Origin of the sequence: Metabacillus sp. cB07, from assembly GCF_016839225.1 — a bacterium.
GTDB classification, from domain to species: Bacteria; Bacillota; Bacilli; order Bacillales; family Bacillaceae; genus Bacillus_P; species Bacillus_P indicus.
Genome location: NZ_CP069296.1, coordinates 3721393 through 3739363 on the forward strand (window position 1 = coordinate 3721393; position 17971 = coordinate 3739363).

The following is a 17971-nucleotide window of genomic DNA, read 5'->3' on the forward strand; positions in this document are numbered from 1 at the left end:
AGCCTTGAGTCTTCTCAAAGCTTATACGGTTTTCAATATTTTAATTCCCTGCACAATGTTGTAAACAAACACCGCAATGTTGACAACCCCAATCAGAATGAACCCGAAAATCACAATCCCGACCGCCAGTGCCTCAGGAGAACCGGCAAGACCTGCAAACAGCATCATGAAAAACGGCAGAATCAGCGTCAAGAGCGGAACTAAATGAGAGAACAGCGACTTTTTGGCATGCTGCTTCACATCGCGCTCATCTGCAATAAAGTACACGATGATCGGAAATAAAAATGGGGCAAAAAAGATACTGAAATAACAAAGTGAGGATAAGAGTTTATTTGTGTTCAATTCATGTCAGCTCCTTATAACAAGTATACGACTGAGTGAAAGATAAGTTTCATTCTTTTTTTGGGCTGAAGGCAGAAAAGCATATACCGCAGGTCATTTCAGGGGCGAGTTGAGTGGGTTTGGATGGGGAAAATGGTTGCAAACTCGGAGATGAGTGCTGTCAAAACGGAAAAACTGTGGTTTGATGGTTCTTATCCAGGGGATAAGTGCCACCAAAGCGGAAGATCTATGGCTTGATGGTTCCTATCCCGGAGATAAGTGCAACCAAGATGAAAAATCCACCCCTTGATTGTTCCTATCTCCGAGATAAGTGCCACCAAGACGGAAATTCCACCCCTTGATGGTTCCTATCTCCGAGATAAGTGCCACCAAGATAGAAAATCCACTGCTTGATGGTTCCTATCTCCGAGATAAGTGCCACCAAGATGGAAAATCCACCGCTTGATGGTTCCTATCCCGGAGATAAGTGCCACCAAAGTGGAAAATCTATGGCTTGATGGTTCCTATCCCGGAGATAAGTGCCATCAAAAACGAAAATCCATAGCTTGATGGTTCCTATCCCGGAGATAAGTGCCACGAAAGTGGAAAATCTATGGCTTGATGGTTCCTATCTCCGAGATAAGTGCCTCCAAGATAAAAAATCCACCGCTTGATGGTTCCTATCTCCGAGATAAGTGCCTCCAAGACGGAAATTCCACCGCTTGATGGTTCCATCCTATAGTGTTTTGTGTCATCAAGCCGACTGCAAAAAGAAACAATCCCCAAATAAAAAAAACAGCCCCCGCCTTATTAGGCTAGGGGCTGGGTCTGTTATGCTTTCGCAACCGCTTCTTTTTCTTTTAATGCTTTTTTCATCCGTTCGCGGTCACGTTCGAGGATTGGTTTTAAGTATTTGCCTGTATATGAGCCTTTTACTTTTACTACTTCTTCCGGTGTACCTGAAGCGACGATCTGGCCTCCGTGGTCTCCGCCTTCAGGGCCGAGGTCGATGAGATAATCCGCTGCCTTGATGACATCCAGATTATGTTCAATGACAAGCACGGTATCTCCATTTTCAACGAGACGCTGAAGGACTTTCAAAAGTCTTGAAATGTCGTCTACATGAAGACCTGTTGTCGGCTCATCAAGAATATAAAGAGAGCGTCCTGTTGAGCGGCGGTGCAGCTCAGAAGCAAGCTTCACGCGCTGCGCTTCTCCTCCGGACAGAGTGGTTGCCGGCTGTCCGAGTGTGATGTAGCCAAGTCCAACATCGTAAATGGTTTGTAGCTTCCGCTTGATTTTCGGGATATTTTCGAAGAAGGATACTGCGTCCTCAACCGTCATTTCAAGAATATCCGCAATGTTTTTGTCTTTGTACTTCACTTCAAGTGTTTCGCGGTTGTAGCGTTTTCCGTGGCACACTTCGCACGGTACATACACATCAGGAAGGAAGTGCATCTCGATTTTAATTATTCCGTCACCGCGGCACGCTTCGCAGCGTCCGCCTTTAACGTTAAAGCTGAAACGCCCTTTTTTGTAGCCGCGCACTTTTGCTTCATTTGTTGTAGCAAACACATCACGGATGTCGTCAAACACTCCCGTATATGTGGCAGGATTTGACCTCGGCGTGCGTCCAATTGGAGACTGGTCGATGTCAATGACCTTATCAAGCTCTTCAATTCCTTTGATTTCCTTATGCTCACCGGGCTTCGTTTTGGCGCCGTTCAGTTTTTGGGCAAGGGACTTGTTGAGAATTTCATTCACAAGTGTACTCTTTCCCGAACCGGAAACGCCTGTTACGGCCACAAATGTTCCAAGAGGAAATTTTGTTGAGACGTTCTTCAGGTTGTTTTCGCTTGCTCCTTTAATCTCAATAAATCTTCCGTCAGGTTTGCGGCGCTCGACCGGCAGAGGAATGAATTTTTTGCCCGACAGATATTGTCCGGTCAAAGAATTCTTGTCATTCATGACGTACTCAGGCGTGCCTTCGGAAATGATCTGCCCGCCGTGTACTCCTGCGCCCGGTCCTATATCAATCAAGTAATCCGCTGCAATCATCGTATCTTCATCATGCTCGACGACAATGAGCGTATTTCCAATATCCCTCATGCTTTGAAGTGTCTGAATCAGCCTGTCATTATCCCGCTGATGAAGACCGATTGACGGCTCATCCAGAATGTACAGGACTCCTGTCAGCCTGGAGCCGATTTGCGTGGCAAGTCTGATCCGCTGGGCTTCACCGCCGGAAAGAGTACCGGCAGCGCGGCTGAGCGACAGATAGTCCAGTCCGACATTGTTCAGGAATCCAAGCCGCTCCTCGAGTTCCCTGAGGATCAGTCTTGCAATCTGCATTTCTTTTTCCGTTAAATTCAGGCTTTCAAAGAAAGCGATGGCTTCATGGACAGAAAGAGCTGTGACCTTTCCGATATGATTCCCGTCAACAAGCACGGCAAGACTCTCTTTTTTAAGCCTATGTCCTTTACATTTAGGACATGCCTGCTGAGCCATGTATTTCTCCATCTGCTCGCGGATATAATCAGAGCTTGTCTCTTTGTAGCGGCGTTCCACATTTCGGATAACTCCTTCGAACTGAATGTAGTTTTCCCGCACCTGACCAAAGTCATTTTCATAGCGGAAGTAGATTTCATCACTGCCGCTTCCGTAAAGAACTTTATCTAAAAGATGTGCAGGTATATCCCTGACTGGAATATCCATCGGAACACCATAGTGATTGCACACTGCTTCAAGCAGCTGCGGGTAGTACTGCGAACTTGTCGGTTCCCACGGTGCGAGCGCATGCTTCTTTAAAGACAGGTCTTTATTCGGCATGACAAGATCAACGTCCACCTCAAGCTTTGTGCCAAGTCCGTCGCATTCATTGCAGGCGCCAAAAGGACTGTTGAAACTGAACATCCTCGGCTCAAGCTCGCCGATTGAGAAACCGCAGATCGGACAGGCGTGATGTTCGCTGAACAACAGCTCTTCCTCACCGATGACATCAATAACAACTCTGCCTTCCCCGAGTCCGAGAGCCGATTCAAGAGAGTCGGCTAAACGGGCAGAAATCCCCTCTTTTATCACAATCCGGTCAATCACAACTTCGATCGTGTGCTTTTTGTTTTTCTCAAGTGTGAACTCATCGCCGACTTCCATCATTTCCCCGTTGACCCGGACGCGCACGTACCCCTGCTTTTTAATGTCTTCAAACACTTTTGCATGTGTTCCTTTTCTTCCAGAAACAATTGGTGCAAGCACCTGAAGCTTTGTCCGCTCGGGATATTCAAGGATCCGGTCAACCATCTGTTCGATTGTCTGGGACGAGATTTCAATATCGTGGTTTGGGCACGTTGGTCTTCCAATGCGTGCAAACAGAAGTCTCAGATAATCATAAATTTCCGTAACTGTTCCTACTGTGGAACGGGGATTCCGGCTTGTTGTTTTCTGGTCGATTGAAATGGCAGGTGACAGCCCTTCGATGGAATCAACGTCCGGTTTATCCATTTGCCCGAGAAACTGGCGGGCATAGGCAGAGAGAGACTCAACATATCTCCGCTGCCCTTCTGCATAAATCGTATCAAACGCAAGCGACGATTTTCCGGAGCCCGATAAGCCTGTCAGAACAACGAGCTTATCACGCGGAATCGTCACATCTATGTTTTTTAAATTGTGAGCGCGCGCACCTTTCACACTAATTTTATCGAGTGCCATCTAGTTTCATCCTTCCGCTTTAAGCTCTAGTATCAGATCACGAAGCTCGGCAGCACGCTCGAAGTTGAGCCCTTTAGCCGCTTCTTTCATCTCTGATTCCATTTGCTGTATGACTTTTTCGCGCTCTTTTTTAGACAGCTTGCCGAGTTTTGGAAGAGCTGATTCCAGTTCTTCCGCATCTTCCGGGGCAATAACAGCGCGAATCGTCTCGGCAATTTTTTTCTGGATTGTCTTCGGTTCAATGCCGTGTTTTTCATTGAATGCCTTCTGTGTTTCTCGGCGGCGTTTTGTTTCATTTATGGCAATTTCCATGGAATTCGTCATTTTGTCGGCATACATAATAACGTGGCCGTTTGAGTTCCGGGCAGCGCGTCCAATCGTCTGAATCAGCGAGCGTTCCGATCTCAGGAAGCCCTCTTTATCCGCATCAAGGATGGCGACAAGAGACACCTCAGGGATGTCGAGTCCTTCCCTTAGAAGATTGATTCCGATAAGAACATCAAATTTCCCTAGGCGCAGTTCCCTGATAATTTCGATCCGCTCGAGCGTTTTGATTTCAGAATGCAGGTAGTTAACCTTGATTCCGATGTCTTTCAGGTAATCGGTCAGATCCTCGGACATTTTCTTCGTGAGGGTCGTAACGAGGACTCGCTCGTTGCGCTCAATCCTGGCATGAATCTCCCCGATCAGGTCATCAATCTGACCCTGAATCGGCCTGACATCGATGGTCGGATCAAGAAGCCCTGTCGGACGGATGATCTGCTGCACCATTTCAGGTGTATGATCAAGCTCGTACGGTCCTGGAGTTGCAGATACAAACAGGATGTTGTTGATATGCTCTTCAAACTCGCCAAACTGAAGGGGACGGTTGTCCTTGGCTGAAGGCAGGCGGAATCCGTGATCGACAAGCACCTGCTTTCTCGCCTGGTCCCCGTTGAACATGCCTCTGATTTGAGGAATCGTCACATGTGACTCATCGACAACAATCATAAAATCCTTCGGGAAGAAGTCGAGAAGCGTGTATGGCGTTGAACCTGCCGGGCGGAGCGTCAAGTGCCTTGAGTAGTTCTCAATCCCTGAGCAAAAGCCCATTTCCCGCATCATTTCAAGGTCGTACCTCGTACGCTGCTCAAGACGCTGCGCTTCAAGCAGCTTTCCGTTCTCATGAAGCTCTTTCAGCCGCTCTTCAAGCTCTTTTTCAATATTACCGATCGCGACTCTCATTTTTTCTTCGCGGGTAACGAAGTGGGATGCCGGGAAGATCGAGACATGCTCGCGGTCGCCGCGGATTTCGCCGGTCAGCGCATCGACCTCGCGGATGCGGTCAATTTCATCCCCGAAAAATTCAACCCGGATGCACTGTTCATCTCTTGAAGCAGGGAAAATCTCCACAACATCCCCGCGCACCCTGAACGTTCCGCGCTTAAAATCAATGTCATTGCGCTCATATTGTACATCCACAAGCTTCCGGAGAAGCTGATTGCGTTCAATATCCATACCCGTGCGCAAAGAAACGACCAGGTCACGGTATTCTTCAGGAGAACCGAGGCCGTAGATGCATGATACACTGGCAATGATAATGACATCTTTCCGTTCAAATAACGAGGCGGTAGCGGAGTGCCTCAGTTTATCGATTTCATCATTGATGCTTGCGTCCTTTTCAATGAATGTGTCCGTCTGCGGGACATAGGCCTCCGGCTGGTAATAGTCATAGTAGCTGACAAAGTATTCGACTGCATTGTTCGGAAAGAACTCTTTAAACTCGCTGTACAGCTGTCCGGCGAGTGTTTTATTGTGGGCGATGATCAGCGTCGGCTTGTTCACTTCCTGAATGACGTTTGAAACGGTAAACGTCTTCCCGGTGCCTGTTGCTCCAAGAAGCGTCTGATGCTTCTTCCCCTCTTTAATGCCCTGGACGAGCTGCTTGATCGCCGCTGGCTGATCGCCTTCCGGCTTATAATTTGATACTAACTCAAAACGATCGCTCAACAGGAGGACCTCCATTCGTATGTAATCAGTATTCATATTTTACCATAATCACAGAGAAAAACACTAAAAATACGAACGATAGTTCGTATTTTTCTTTCGACATTTTGGTTTGATTTTATCATTATCGCCTGAAAAAGCTATTTAAATGCTTGTGTTTCTTATTTCAATACCTTTTTAGAGAGGGCGGTAAACCGGAAGGGTGTTTTATAGAAAACAAAAAAACCTCCTCCCACCGGGAACAGGTTCTAATTGGTCTTTTCATTTCTCGTCCTTTTGGCCATTTTTGCTGCGTACAGGAAGCCCGCGATAACCGACACCGCGCCAAGAGCGATGAGCAGCCAGGAATCCATGTAGCCCTTTGAATAGGCTGCAGCAAGCAGGGCGATTGTCAGCACCGCTGCCACGTAGTGATTATACGTCACGCGCGCAAACAGCGTGAGAATGACAAAAGGCAGGACGAGAGCCAGAGCTGCTTTCAATAGCATTCAATCAGCCCCCGCTTATTTATCTGTAGCCGAATAGCTTTGATAGTCATTTTCCTGCAGAAGATCGATCAGCTGAATCTCTTTATGGTTTTCACTGAAATGCCTGAAGGTAAATTCGTTTTCAAACAGAACGGCATACTGGTCATTGCGGTCGCGGACAAGAAGGCTTCTTGAATCGAAGAAGCGCTTTTCGAACTTGTCGTTGCCGATCCACCTTGGAATGCGGTCGCCCATTGGCACAAATTCAATTTCAACATTGTATTCCGCTCTCATGCGGTATTCGAACACTTCATATTGAAGCTGTCCGACTGCACCGAGGATAATATCATCGGTAGAATCCTGGCGGAAGTACTGAATGGCGCCTTCCTGAACAAGCTGTTCAATTCCTTTGCGGAACTGCTTTGCTTTCATGACGTTTTTCACGCGAACTTTTTTAAACATCTCAGGCGGGAACTGAGGAAGCTCATCATACTGATAGCCTTCCTTGCCTGCTGTCAGTGTGTCCCCGATCTGATAGACGTTCGGATCATAAATTCCGATGATATCGCCCGCGAACGCCTCATCAACGGTTTCTCTGTCTTTGGCCATGAAAACTTGAGTCTGATTCAGCTTCAGCGTTTTGTTCGTTCTGCTCAGCTGAACACTCATTCCACGCTCAAATCGGCCGGAGCACACACGAAGGAATGCGATTCTGTCGCGGTGAGCCGGGTTCATGTTGGCCTGAATTTTAAAGATGTAGCCTGAAAATTCTTCTGTTTCAGGAGATATAAAGCCCTGATTTGTTCTTCTTGGCTGCGGCGGAACGGCATACTGAAGGAACACATCAAAGAACGATTTCACCCCGAAGTTTGCCAGTGCGCTTCCAAAGAATACAGGCGTCAGTTCTCCGCGTTTCACACGGTCAGCGTCGAACTGGTTTCCGGCTTCTTCAAGCAGCTCAAGCTCATCAAGCGTTTCAAGGTATGTCGGATGGCTGCCGATTTCGCTGCCTTCCACTTCAGCTGCAGGAATGGTTTCCTCCTGCTCGTTTCCTTTAAACTGAACGACTGTGTGCTGCTCGCGGTCAATGATTCCAAGGAACCGCTTGCCCATTCCAACCGGCCAGTTCATTGGATAGGATTCGATGCCGAGCACTTCTTCAATTTCAGACAGAAGCTCAAGCGGATCTTTTCCTTCACGGTCAAGTTTATTAATAAAGGTGAAAATAGGAATGCCTCTCATGCGGCAGACTTTAAACAGCTTGATCGTCTGCGGCTCAACCCCTTTAGTGGAGTCAATGATCATCACAACGCTGTCAACTGCCGTCAGTGTGCGGTAGGTGTCCTCACTGAAATCTTCGTGTCCAGGAGTATCAAGGATATTAACGTGGAAGTCATGATAAGGAAAACTCATGACACTTGATGTAACGGAAATGCCGCGTTTTTTCTCGATTTCCATCCAGTCGGAAGCGGCAAACTTGCCGGTCTTCTTCCCTTTTACTGTTCCTGCTTCGCGAATCACTTTCCCGAAATACAGGAGCTTTTCTGTTAACGTTGTTTTACCGGCATCAGGATGGGAGATGATGGCAAACGTCCGTCTCTTTGAAATTTCATTATCTATGCTCATATATGATTACCCTCACAAAGTTTACTTCGTTTGAAATATATCACATTTAGAGCAATAGAACAATTTCAGCCCGGACTTTCTTTAAACAGGAGCTGTGAAAAAAAGAACATTGACCGCAGCCATAATGACAGCGCCTACAAGAATGAAGACCGTATCCTTCTTTTTCATAAATTTCTTCCCCTTTCCTATTTTTCAGTCATATTTGTAATCAGTTTACCAGAGAAGTATGAACAAAGTATGAACAGCGCTCTCTACTTCTCTGGAAATTTGAGGATGAATGTTGTTCCCTGATTCTTTTTGCTGACAATATCAATTTCTCCGTTATGCATGAGGACAAGCTGCTTTACAATCGAGAGGCCAAGGCCGAATTCCCCGAACTGATGACCTGTGCGTGACATGTCCGCCTTGTAAAACCGCTGCCAGATGGTTTTCACTTCCTCTGGATCCATGCCAATTCCCGTGTCCTCTATTGTAATAATGGTTTCTTTATACCCCCTTTTGCCCCGAAGGCAAACGGTCCCGCTCTCTGTAAACTGAATACTGTTTTTCGTAATGTTAATAAGAATCTGGATGAGCCGGTCATAATCGGCGTAAACCTCTGCATCAGCATCTGAAGCGATATCAAGCCGGACATTTTTATCTTCTGCCTGCAGCTCTAAATGTTCTTTTATAATTTCAAAAACCTCAATCAGCTGAATCTTTTCTTTAAAAAGCTTCACCTGGTTTGAACGGATTTTTTCATAATCCAGATTTTCATTTACGAGCCTGATCAGCCGTTTTGTCTCCTGACTCACAAGCTGCAGTCCCCGGTCTTTTTCCGTTTCCGGAATCATGTTGTTTTTCAGCCCTTCTATGACACCGCTGATGGTCGTGAGCGGCGTCCTCAGCTCATGTGAGACATCCGCCATGAATTTTCTCCGGCGGTTCTCTAAACTCTCGATTTCTTCATTTGATTTTTTCAGCTGACCGGCCATGATGTTGAAATCGTTGGCCAGTTCGCCAATCTCGTCGATTGTGGAAGACGGGACGGAGATGTCATATTTCCCTTCAGCAATCATAGACGTCGCGTTTCGGATCCGCTGAATTCTCTTCACGTGGAGACTGGATAGAATCCAGCTGAGCAGCAGGGAGACAGAAAGGGAAATAAGGATTGTGTAAAGGAGGTACCTGTTGATTTCACTGATTGTCTCCCGTGAGCCTTTAATCGGAGACACAAGCAGGATCCCTCCCGACAGCGAGCCGTTCTCTATATACGGCAGGGCAACGAGCGATACCTCCTGGTCAAACCGCTTGATTTCATGTTTGACGACAATCCGCTTGCCAGATTTCAGATTCTCCCATTCCTCGTCTGTCGGCTGAAATCTCGGGGCGTTACCTGAGTAGGGATAAAAGATCATTCCTTTGTCGTCAAACAGGCTGAAGCGGATTCCGCGTGCACTTAAAACATGATCATATTCTTTGAGCGCCCGCTCTCCTCTGTTGTTTTTCACATCTGCGAGGATTCTGTCTCCGTACTGCTCAAGCTCCTCTACCTTGTTTTCATAAACAAAGGATTCCGCATATTGCGCAACAACCAGACTTAAAATCATAAATGCGATGATTAGAATGCTGATATGGCTTAGAAACAGCTGGTAAAGATATTTAATTCTCATTCGGATCCGGCCGTTTCATCAAATTTATAGCCAACTCCCCAAACTGTATGGAAAAAAGGACGCGCTTTCGTGCCGAGTTTTGCGCGGAGCCGCTTAATATGGACATCAACGGTCCGCTCATCTCCGTAAAACTGATAGCCCCAAACCCTTTCAAGCAGCTGCTCGCGCGTGAAAACCTGGCGCGGATGCTCTGCAAAATAGCAGAGAAGCTCAAATTCTTTTGGCGTAAGGTTTTCTATTTTCCCGTTATCAAGAAGAACCTCGCGTGTCTGCTTATTAATTTTAAAGTTAACTGTTTCTAAGGAATCTGTTTCTTCTTTAGGCGTCCTCGCGGCTGCGTGTCTCCTGGATACCGCTTTGATCCGTGCCATCAGCGCAAGCGGACTGAACGGCTTCGTCACATAATCGTCCGCCCCCATTTCAAGGCCGAGTACCTGATCTGATTCACTGTCTTTGGCCGTCAGCATAATAATGGGAACCGTTCCCTTTTCTTCTCGGATTTTGCGGCAGAGCGAAACCCCGTCCATCCCCGGCAGCATCCAGTCGATGATCAGCACATCCCAGTCCTCCTGCTTATACGCTTTGTAGCCTTCAAGGCCATCTTTAATAAAAGCACCGGTAATGCCTTCTTTTGAAAAAAACATCTCAAGCATCTCGCTGACGCTCTGATTGTCTTCTATTACTAAAACCTTCATCTCTTCACCTTCCAAATGAATCACTTTCTATTCAAAGTAAAGTGAATTTCATTGTTTCGCAACTATTTTCTAAATTGTTCCCTGTTTTTTAAAACTTAGGAAACAGTTTGGACACAGATTGTTCATGTTTCCTCATTAATCTGTAAAAGCCGGAGCTTATGGCCCCAATTACAGGAAAAGGAGAAAACATATGAATTTTATCAAACGCGGTTTTTTAAGTGTGAAAGCACGGGCCGGAAAAAGCCTGCTGCAGGTATTCATTTTTACTGTTATTTGCGTGTTTGTTTTATCAGGCCTGTCCATTCAGTCAGCTGCTGAAAAATCAAGCGTCCTTGCAAGAGAATCTCTCGGCGGTGAAGTGACCTTGAATGTGGACATGGAAAAAATGATGGAACAGCAGCGAAGCGAAAGTACGGAGCAAGGAGGGCGGGTAAGGTTTCAGCCTGTGCCGATTCCTGAAGAAGCAGCTGAAGAGCTTGCTTCTTATTCTCAAGTAAAAGGATATAACCTCTTATCGTCAACATTCGCTGCAGCAAGCAGCTTTGAACCAATCGAAAATGAATCTTCTGACTCATCAGAAGAAAATCAGGGTCCTGGCGGAATGGGCGGAGGCGGCATGATTTCAGCGGATGTTACCTTGCATGGAGTGATGTTTACTGACTCTGTTCAGGCCTTTTTAAACAGCGAATCTGTTTTGACTGAAGGCCGGCATCTCACAGATGCGGATGTCGATAAAAATGTAGCCGTTATTGAAAAGACGCTTGCTGAGGAGAACGAGCTTGCTGTCGGAGATAAACTGACGGTTAAAGGAGCAGCGAGCGAAGAAGAAACAGCATTGGAACTGGAGATTGTCGGCATTTACGAAACAACTGCCGCAACCACAGACCTTGGCGGAAGAAATATCTCTGCCATGAATCCTTATAATCAGCTTTATGTGCCTTATACGAAAGCTGCCGGGCTTAAAGGCTCCGATTATGAAGGGACGATTGACCAAGCCATCTATTACATGAATGATCCTGAGCAAATAGATTCTTTTATTTCTGAAGCCAAAGAAAACAGCAGCATAGATTTTGACACGTTTAAACTGGATGCCAATGACCAGACGTACCAGCAGATGATCGGGCCAATCAACAATGTCGCCTCTTTTTCAAAAAATGTCGTTTATTTAGTGACGATTGCAGGTGCAGTCATTTTGGCGCTTATTATCATGATGTCAATACGCGAACGGAAATATGAAATGGGCGTTCTGCTTGCAATCGGCGAAAAGCGATGGAAGCTCGTCGGCCAGTTTCTGTTTGAGATCCTGATTGTTGCCATTATTGCCCTTGGCGTTTCCTCCATTTCAGGCCAGGCTGTGGCGAAGCAGTTTGGAGACCAGCTGCTGTCGCAGGAGCTTTCGCAAGCTGAAGAAACTGCATCAAATCCTGCTTCGTTTGGCGGAGGGAGAGGCGGAATGGGTATGGGCGGACCACTCAGCAGTCCTGATGCTGCAGCAAGTGCTGAACCGATTGAGAAAATGGAGATCGAAGTCACAGGCAGCGACCTTGGCATGTTGTTTGGAATTGGACTTCTGATTGCAGTCATATCTGCCATAATACCGGCACTGTCAGTCTTGAGACTTCAGCCTAAAACAATCTTAACAAAACAAGATTAGGAGGAACACACTATGACAAACCTGCTGCAATTTGAAAACGTCAGCTACTGGTATCATCATGAAAATAAAAAGCATGTCATTTTAAACGATATTTCAATCGGCTTTAACAAAGGAAGCTTTTACACAATTGTCGGCCCTTCAGGTTCAGGTAAAACCACCTTCCTTGCACTGGCCAGTGCCCTCGATCTCCCAAAGGAAGGATCAGTGCTGTATGAAGGAAAAACGATAAAGAAAATTGGACTTGCCAACTTTCGGAATAAACATGTATCCATTGTTTTTCAGTCCTACAATCTCCTTCCCTATATGACGGCTCTGCAAAATGTGACAACAGCCATGGAAATTACAGGATCAAAACAAAAAGACAAAAAAACTTTTGCCTTAGAGATGCTTACGAAAGTGGGCATCACCGAAAAGCAGGCCCGCCAGAAAGTTCTCACACTCAGCGGCGGTCAGCAGCAGCGCGTTTCCATTGCCAGAGCCCTTTCCTGCGAATCCGATCTGATTATCGCCGATGAGCCGACAGGCAATCTTGATGAGGACACCGCAAAAGACATTGTCCGCCTGTTTCAGTCTCTTGCCCATGATGAAAATAAATGCATCATCGTTGTTACACATGATCCAAGCATTGCCGAGATCTCCGATGTTACGGTAAAGCTTTCTAAAAGGAGCTTTACTGTAAAGGAAAACGGGATTTTAATGAACCGTTAATGGCCGTCTTCAAATTGGCTGGTTTAAAATGTTCGCGCCTGCAGCCTTGACTTTAAATACAGGCACTTCATTTGAAAACAGTTCACTCTTTCTCCTATAATGTCAAAGAAACTTGTTTATAAAACTCAGAGGAGTGTTCTACATATGAAAGCATTATTGCTTCAAGGAAAAGGCGAATGGAAAGACATGCAGATTGGGGAAACCGAAAAGCCGTCGCCCGGCAGAGGCGAAATCCTTATCAAAGTGAAAGCAGTCGGACTGAATCCGGTTGATTATAAAACAGCAACAGGCGGCAATCCGCTTTGGAGCTATCCCCACATTCTCGGCCTTGATGCTGCAGGCATCGTGGAGGAAACAGGTGAAGGCGTGGAGCACCTGAAAATCGGAGACCGCGTCGTATATCACGGCGACCTGACGAAAAAGGGCGGATTTGCCGAGTACGCTGTGACAACTGCCCACACAGTATCCATCATTCCAGAGTCTGTCTCATTTGAAGATGCAGCAGCCCTTCCGACCGCGGGCTACACAGCCTATCAGGCTCTTTACAGAAAGCTCCGCGTCACAGAAGGCGAATCGATTCTGATCCATGGAGGCGCAGGAGGAGTAGGCGGATTTGCCATCCAGATGGCGAAACGTTCAGGTCTGACTGTCTATACAACGGCATCTGCCTCCAATCATGAGTTTGTGAAATCTCTCGGAGCAGACCATGCAATTGATTATAATGAAACAGACGTTACGGCTGAAATCATGAAGCTGACCGGCGGAAACGGGGTCGATGCTGTCCTTGATACAGTAAGCCGCCAAAACGCAACCGACTCTCTTGACTGCCTCGCCTTCAACGGACGGATTGCCTATATCGCAGGCGCACCTGATTTTACAAAAGTTAAACCATTTACCAAAGCCGTTTCGTATCATGAAATCGCTCTTGGCGCTGTTCATCAGTCCGACAACCTTGAGCAGCAAAAAGATTTAGCGGTAATGGGCGATGACATGCTGCTTCTGCTTGCAGAAAGACAGCTGAACTCCCTGCTTGAGCAGGTCATCCCGCTTGAAGAAGTGCCCCATGCACTTGTACAATTATCGGAGCGCCATGTAAAAGGAAAAATGGTTGCGAAAATTTGATAATCGGAAAGACCGGGTTTTTGAGCCCGGTCTTTCTTTTTTCTCCGGACAGGCAATATGCTCATTCCGGGTTTTGAGGATTGACCCGGGATTGCATCAGACACCATAATGGAGAGAGTGCCTATTTACAGGGTTATTATCTGAAAAGTTCAATAACGTATAGAAAATGTTCACAAAGATACGACATCTTTTTGTCAAATCTATCCGTCTATTACTTTCCAGTTCAAATACCTGTTAAGATAGTAGATAATTAGTTAAGTTAGATAAGAGTTTTGTACGTAAAATGAGCGCATGTGTCTGGTCAGATTCTGCAGGCAGCATACAGGTGCGCTTGCATGTATATTTTTTAACACTTGAAAAGGAGAATTGTGATGAAAAGTTCAGAGGTTATCGTAGAAGATTCTCTTTCTATAAAAAGCATCTTTTCCTGGAGCAATCTTAAAGCCATCGTCAAAGACGGCATCGTAAAATCAAACCTTCTCGGCATGTTCGCAGGTCTTTCTGTGGCCCTGTCCGTATATAATGCAAATTTTGTAGACAACATTTTAGTGGTGATTCTCGCCCTGCTTGGTACAGCAGCCGTTGTCGGCGGAGCAGGCGCAATCAATAACTACTATGACAGAGACATTGACTCTCTTATGCAGCGCACGATGGAAAGACCGACCGTCACAGGGTCCATTCATCCGAAGTTTGCGCTCTGGCTCGGAATTGCCCTTTCCATCAGCGGGGCAGTGTTCCTGTATCTTATTTCTCCGCTGACAGCCTTTATCGGTGTACTTGGTCTTTTTCTTTATTTAGTACCCTACACAATGTGGACGAAACGCAAAACGATTTACAACACGGAAGTGGGAAGCTTATCAGGTGCCATCGCTCCGCTGATCGGCTGGGCAGCCATCTCGCCTGACCTGTTTCATCCGGCAGCTTTCGGCCTGTTTGTTCTTATGTTTTTATGGCAGCCTCCGCATTTTTACGCGATTGCCATCAGACGCTTTGATGACTATAAAAACGCAGGCGTTCCAATGCTTCCGGTCGTGAAAGGAACACCGCGCGCCAAAGTTCAAACAATCGTTTATTTAATCGCCCTGCTAGCAGCTTCATTCCTGTTCCTGTCCTTCAGCAAAGTCGTTGCGTTCTCAATGTTCGCCCTGACTCTTGCATGGATGATCGCAGGCCTTGCAGGCTATAAGAAAATGGACGACTACAAATGGGCAACAATGATGTTCATCTTCTCGCTGAACCATCTGACGATTATTTTCACTTTGCTTATTATTGTTTCTTTCCTATAAGAAAAGCCAGCCGCTAAGGCTGGCTTTTTACTATTCCGTCATAACGCCCCAGCCGTCCGCGTATCCGCCAAGCGGCTTTACAATCGCATCGAGCTTTTTCTGCACGGCTGTAATTTCATTGTGCTTCAAATGCATTTTAACGGAACCGAAGCATGTCCACTCTTCCACATCATCATCATACTCCATCATGAACTTATAACCGTTATCAGCAAGCGCCTTAATCATCGCTTCCCCGTTCTTCTCATCTGGTACAGCTACATAAAAATCAACATTGTGAGGCTTTTTAAAATTCAGCCCTTCCCTGTAAAGCATGCTCAGGATCTTGCCGTCCTCATCCTTTGGAAACTTCATTCTTACTCCTCCTGCTACTCAAGTCTCTATCCATTATAAAGCATTCCCATCCTAAAGACCGAGAAAAGTTCAGTCCGATGCCGAATCTGTTTTTCACGCCGGCTCCCATATAATAAAAGTAACTTAAGGAGGCGGTAAACAATGAATAACCACGATTTTTATGTCATAGAGGAACTTAACAAGCTGGAAAAGGAAGCACAGCTTAAAAAGATGAGAACTGACGATGCCCTTCAATCCTATTCTAGGGTTCAGCGGAAAAAAGTATGCGCGGACTTTGGGCTATTTAAAATTTGTTTTTAAGGTAAAACAGCGGCGGCTCTTTAAGAACCGCCGCTCCATATTACTTTTTATTAGAATCTGCGTAGGCGGCCATTGCATCCCGCATGAACACGGCAAGACCTTCACCGAACTTGTCGATGTTCTTAGTAAACCGCTCATCGTCAATATACAGCTGGCCAAGCCCTTTGAACGCATCAAGTGAATAGCTGCCAAATTCATTGAGAAGGGTATACCATTCGCCGATTGCTTCCTGTGCCTCCTTAGAATCAGGTGCTGTATGGCGCACATCTGCGAGCCTTCTGTAGAGGTCGTTAAATCTTTCCTGCATATCTTGGGTCATCCCTGCAGCTTTTTTATTCGCCTCATCAACCACTTTGTCCCCGTAAAGCTTGCGTGCCTCCTCCTCATAAGGATTATGGCTGAAGTCAAAGCCTTCGAATTTTTCTTTTTGTGACATCTCAATTTCTCCTTTCGTATGCTGTATCGTCTTTTCAACCGTCTCAATCATCTGATCCAGCCGCTTCCGCTTCTCGAGCAGCATTCGGCGGTGAAGCTCCAGAGCTTCTTTTCTGTCAAATGTCGGACTGCTGATGATTTCATTGATATTCTTCAAAGGGAAACCGAGCTCTTTAAAAAACAGGATCTGCTGCAGCGTCTCAAGATTTTCACTGGAATAGATCCGGTACCCGGACTCTGTCACCTCGTCAGGCACTAAGAGTCCGATCTCATCGTAATGATGCAGTGTGCGCACACTGATTCCGGTTAAATCCGCCACTTCTTTTACTTTCATGCTGTGAGCCTCCCTTCACTTGTTACTTTAAAGTATGACGCAGCGTGAGGGTCAATAGTCTTTTTTCAAAAAGAAAAGACTTTAGCATTTCGCTAAAGTCTTAAACCGCTTCTATTCCCCACTTCTTATCGTCCTGAACGAACAGGATCCCAAGTTCGTGGTGTTCGCCTTTGTAAATGGCACCCTGAACAAAGCGGATTTCTCCGTTGTGGCCGATGACTTCCATCTTGCAGAAAGCCCCGTTGATCTGAAGGGCCTGATAAAACTCATCGACCGTTTTAACAGGCGTGCCGTTCGTTTTCATAATAATCTCGCCGACCTCAAGCTGGAGCTTGACCGCGGGTGAATTGGGAAGAATGCCAAGCACCATCAATCCCTGGTCGCGCTTTGAGAAATAAAAGGCCGCTGAGTTGTCGTTCATGCGCTGGCGGACAGTCAGGAACTCTCTGCCGGCAATCGCAATGATCGCAGCTGCAAACGCAAGCGGAGTGATCCAAATACTCGCTGCAGCGATGGCAGTAATCCCTATGCCAAGCCAGATTATGCGTTTTGATGTGACCATAATGCTTTCTTTTGGAAGAGAGCCCTGAACACGCTGATGAAATCCGATAATATAAGGAATAAATAAAAGCATGAACGGCTCATTTCCGATTGTGACAACAGGCCACCATGGCAGGCTTTCTGTCAGTGTACCGCCAGGAACAAGCAGAAGCAGCGGTACAAGCCATGTACGGTTGGCAACATGATTGCCGATCGGAAGACCCCTGCTGCTCTTCAGCAGAAACGGAGAAGTCTTCACGTGTCCTGTCTTATATGCCAGAGATCCCTCAACGATGAGGAAAAATCCCATAAGCAGAGCAAGAACCGCAAAGCTTGTCCCCTCAAGCGCAAGCCTTCCTGATAATATCCCAGTGTTCATTAGAATGAGCACCGCGAACATCGTAAGTCCAAGCGTATAGGCAGGAGAAAGAAATCTGAGCTGCATCGTTAATGCCAAGAGTACAGTTACTGCTCCAAGTACGATGACTGCACCGGACGGCATGCCAAAACCAAACGCCAACGCTGCCGCTGAAAGGACCAAACCTGTAAGCAGTCCTTTTGAATATGTAAACCGAACTTCTTCGTAAAGATCTTGAATCCTTGTGTGAAAGGATTTGCGCTCACGCTTTACGCGGATGTATCCAAACACAAGACTGTAAATAAGGAAAAAATAAACGAGAGGATGAATAAAAAACCTTCCCATTGCAAATAGAAATTCAAGCAGCCAGTTTTCAAGCAAATCCTGTCACCACCTTATATCCTTTCGTCTGACTCTACTGCTATTTT

The 17971-nt window shown here is 46.3% G+C and carries 15 protein-coding genes; 5 read left to right on the top strand and 10 right to left on the bottom strand.

All coding sequences use genetic code 11. The features are described from left to right. Positions 1 to 21: 21 nt before the first annotated feature. The 7 genes from JOJ89_RS19085 to JOJ89_RS19115 form a co-directional block, all read right to left on the bottom strand. On the bottom strand, positions 22 to 342 hold the full coding sequence (locus tag JOJ89_RS19085) for a magnetosome magnetite crystal formation protein family (RefSeq protein ID WP_029566943.1): 321 nt from the start codon (positions 340 to 342) through the stop codon (positions 22 to 24). Positions 343 to 1152: 810 nt separating this feature from the next. Next, complete coding sequence (gene uvrA, locus JOJ89_RS19090) at positions 1153 to 4029, bottom strand: excinuclease ABC subunit UvrA (protein ID WP_203289023.1); 2877 nt, start codon at positions 4027 to 4029, stop codon at positions 1153 to 1155. A 6-nt stretch (positions 4030 to 4035) separates the two neighbouring features. Continuing rightward, positions 4036 to 6018 carry an excinuclease ABC subunit UvrB gene (gene uvrB / locus JOJ89_RS19095; protein ID WP_029566944.1) on the bottom strand — a complete coding sequence of 661 codons (1983 nt, stop codon included), beginning with the start codon at positions 6016 to 6018 and terminating at the stop codon, positions 4036 to 4038. A 245-nt stretch (positions 6019 to 6263) separates the two neighbouring features. After that, on the bottom strand, positions 6264 to 6503 hold the full coding sequence (locus tag JOJ89_RS19100; protein ID WP_203289024.1) for a DUF2198 family protein: 240 nt from the start codon (positions 6501 to 6503) through the stop codon (positions 6264 to 6266). 15 nt (positions 6504 to 6518) lie between these two features. Then, entirely contained in the window at positions 6519 to 8108 is a 1590-nt protein-coding gene (locus JOJ89_RS19105; RefSeq protein ID WP_203289025.1) for a peptide chain release factor 3, read from the bottom strand. 251 nt (positions 8109 to 8359) lie between these two features. Beyond that, positions 8360 to 9760, bottom strand: a complete 1401-nt coding sequence (locus JOJ89_RS19110; RefSeq protein ID WP_203289026.1) for a sensor histidine kinase — start codon at positions 9758 to 9760, stop codon at positions 8360 to 8362. After that, positions 9757 to 10455, bottom strand: a complete 699-nt coding sequence (locus JOJ89_RS19115) for a response regulator transcription factor (protein ID WP_203289027.1) — start codon at positions 10453 to 10455, stop codon at positions 9757 to 9759. Before JOJ89_RS19115 ends, JOJ89_RS19110 begins: the two co-directional genes overlap by 4 nt. A gap of 190 nt (positions 10456 to 10645) precedes the next feature. Between JOJ89_RS19115 and JOJ89_RS19120 the strand changes: the two genes are divergently transcribed. The 4 genes from JOJ89_RS19120 (at position 10646) to cyoE (ending at position 15225) form a co-directional block, all read left to right on the top strand. Then, on the top strand, positions 10646 to 12109 hold the full coding sequence (locus tag JOJ89_RS19120; protein ID WP_203289028.1) for an ABC transporter permease: 1464 nt from the start codon (positions 10646 to 10648) through the stop codon (positions 12107 to 12109). Positions 12110 to 12121: 12 nt separating this feature from the next. Next, the gene (locus JOJ89_RS19125; protein WP_029284673.1) at positions 12122 to 12817 is read left to right on the top strand and encodes an ABC transporter ATP-binding protein; all 696 of its coding nucleotides are present in this window, start codon (positions 12122 to 12124) and stop codon (positions 12815 to 12817) included. Positions 12818 to 12961: 144 nt separating this feature from the next. After that, the gene (locus tag JOJ89_RS19130) at positions 12962 to 13939 is read left to right on the top strand and encodes a zinc-binding dehydrogenase (protein ID WP_203289029.1); all 978 of its coding nucleotides are present in this window, start codon (positions 12962 to 12964) and stop codon (positions 13937 to 13939) included. A gap of 371 nt (positions 13940 to 14310) precedes the next feature. Further along, positions 14311 to 15225, top strand: a complete 915-nt coding sequence (gene cyoE, locus JOJ89_RS19135) for a heme o synthase (protein ID WP_203289030.1) — start codon at positions 14311 to 14313, stop codon at positions 15223 to 15225. A gap of 30 nt (positions 15226 to 15255) precedes the next feature. On the opposite strand, the gene JOJ89_RS19140 is transcribed toward cyoE, so the two are convergent. Beyond that, positions 15256 to 15576 carry a ribonuclease E inhibitor RraB gene (locus JOJ89_RS19140; protein ID WP_203289031.1) on the bottom strand — a complete coding sequence of 107 codons (321 nt, stop codon included), beginning with the start codon at positions 15574 to 15576 and terminating at the stop codon, positions 15256 to 15258. Between the two features lie 141 nt (positions 15577 to 15717). Between JOJ89_RS19140 and JOJ89_RS19145 the strand changes: the two genes are divergently transcribed. Further along, positions 15718 to 15876 carry a hypothetical protein gene (locus tag JOJ89_RS19145; RefSeq protein WP_203289032.1) on the top strand — a complete coding sequence of 53 codons (159 nt, stop codon included), beginning with the start codon at positions 15718 to 15720 and terminating at the stop codon, positions 15874 to 15876. Positions 15877 to 15916: 40 nt separating this feature from the next. Here JOJ89_RS19145 and JOJ89_RS19150 read toward each other — a convergent pair whose 3' ends face one another. Continuing rightward, positions 15917 to 16645 carry a MerR family transcriptional regulator gene (locus JOJ89_RS19150; RefSeq protein WP_203289033.1) on the bottom strand — a complete coding sequence of 243 codons (729 nt, stop codon included), beginning with the start codon at positions 16643 to 16645 and terminating at the stop codon, positions 15917 to 15919. Positions 16646 to 16745: 100 nt separating this feature from the next. Next, positions 16746 to 17924: a PDZ domain-containing protein gene (locus JOJ89_RS19155; protein ID WP_203289034.1), complete on the bottom strand. Its 1179-nt coding sequence runs from the start codon at positions 17922 to 17924 to the stop codon at positions 16746 to 16748. Between the last annotated feature and the right edge of the window lie 47 nt (positions 17925 to 17971).

Coding starts and splice junctions, on each gene's coding strand:
- cyoE (WP_203289030.1), top strand. CDS start 14,311: ATGAAAAGTTCAGAGGTTATCGTAGAAGATTCTCTTTCTATAAAAAGC.
- JOJ89_RS19150 (WP_203289033.1), bottom strand. CDS start 16,645: ATGAAAGTAAAAGAAGTGGCGGATTTAACCGGAATCAGTGTGCGCACA.
- uvrA (WP_203289023.1), bottom strand. CDS start 4,029: ATGGCACTCGATAAAATTAGTGTGAAAGGTGCGCGCGCTCACAATTTA.
- JOJ89_RS19125 (WP_029284673.1), top strand. CDS start 12,122: ATGACAAACCTGCTGCAATTTGAAAACGTCAGCTACTGGTATCATCAT.
- JOJ89_RS19115 (WP_203289027.1), bottom strand. CDS start 10,455: ATGAAGGTTTTAGTAATAGAAGACAATCAGAGCGTCAGCGAGATGCTT.
- JOJ89_RS19105 (WP_203289025.1), bottom strand. CDS start 8,108: ATGAGCATAGATAATGAAATTTCAAAGAGACGGACGTTTGCCATCATC.
- JOJ89_RS19140 (WP_203289031.1), bottom strand. CDS start 15,576: ATGAAGTTTCCAAAGGATGAGGACGGCAAGATCCTGAGCATGCTTTAC.
- JOJ89_RS19120 (WP_203289028.1), top strand. CDS start 10,646: ATGAATTTTATCAAACGCGGTTTTTTAAGTGTGAAAGCACGGGCCGGA.
- JOJ89_RS19110 (WP_203289026.1), bottom strand. CDS start 9,760: ATGAGAATTAAATATCTTTACCAGCTGTTTCTAAGCCATATCAGCATT.
- JOJ89_RS19145 (WP_203289032.1), top strand. CDS start 15,718: ATGAATAACCACGATTTTTATGTCATAGAGGAACTTAACAAGCTGGAA.
- JOJ89_RS19130 (WP_203289029.1), top strand. CDS start 12,962: ATGAAAGCATTATTGCTTCAAGGAAAAGGCGAATGGAAAGACATGCAG.
- JOJ89_RS19100 (WP_203289024.1), bottom strand. CDS start 6,503: ATGCTATTGAAAGCAGCTCTGGCTCTCGTCCTGCCTTTTGTCATTCTC.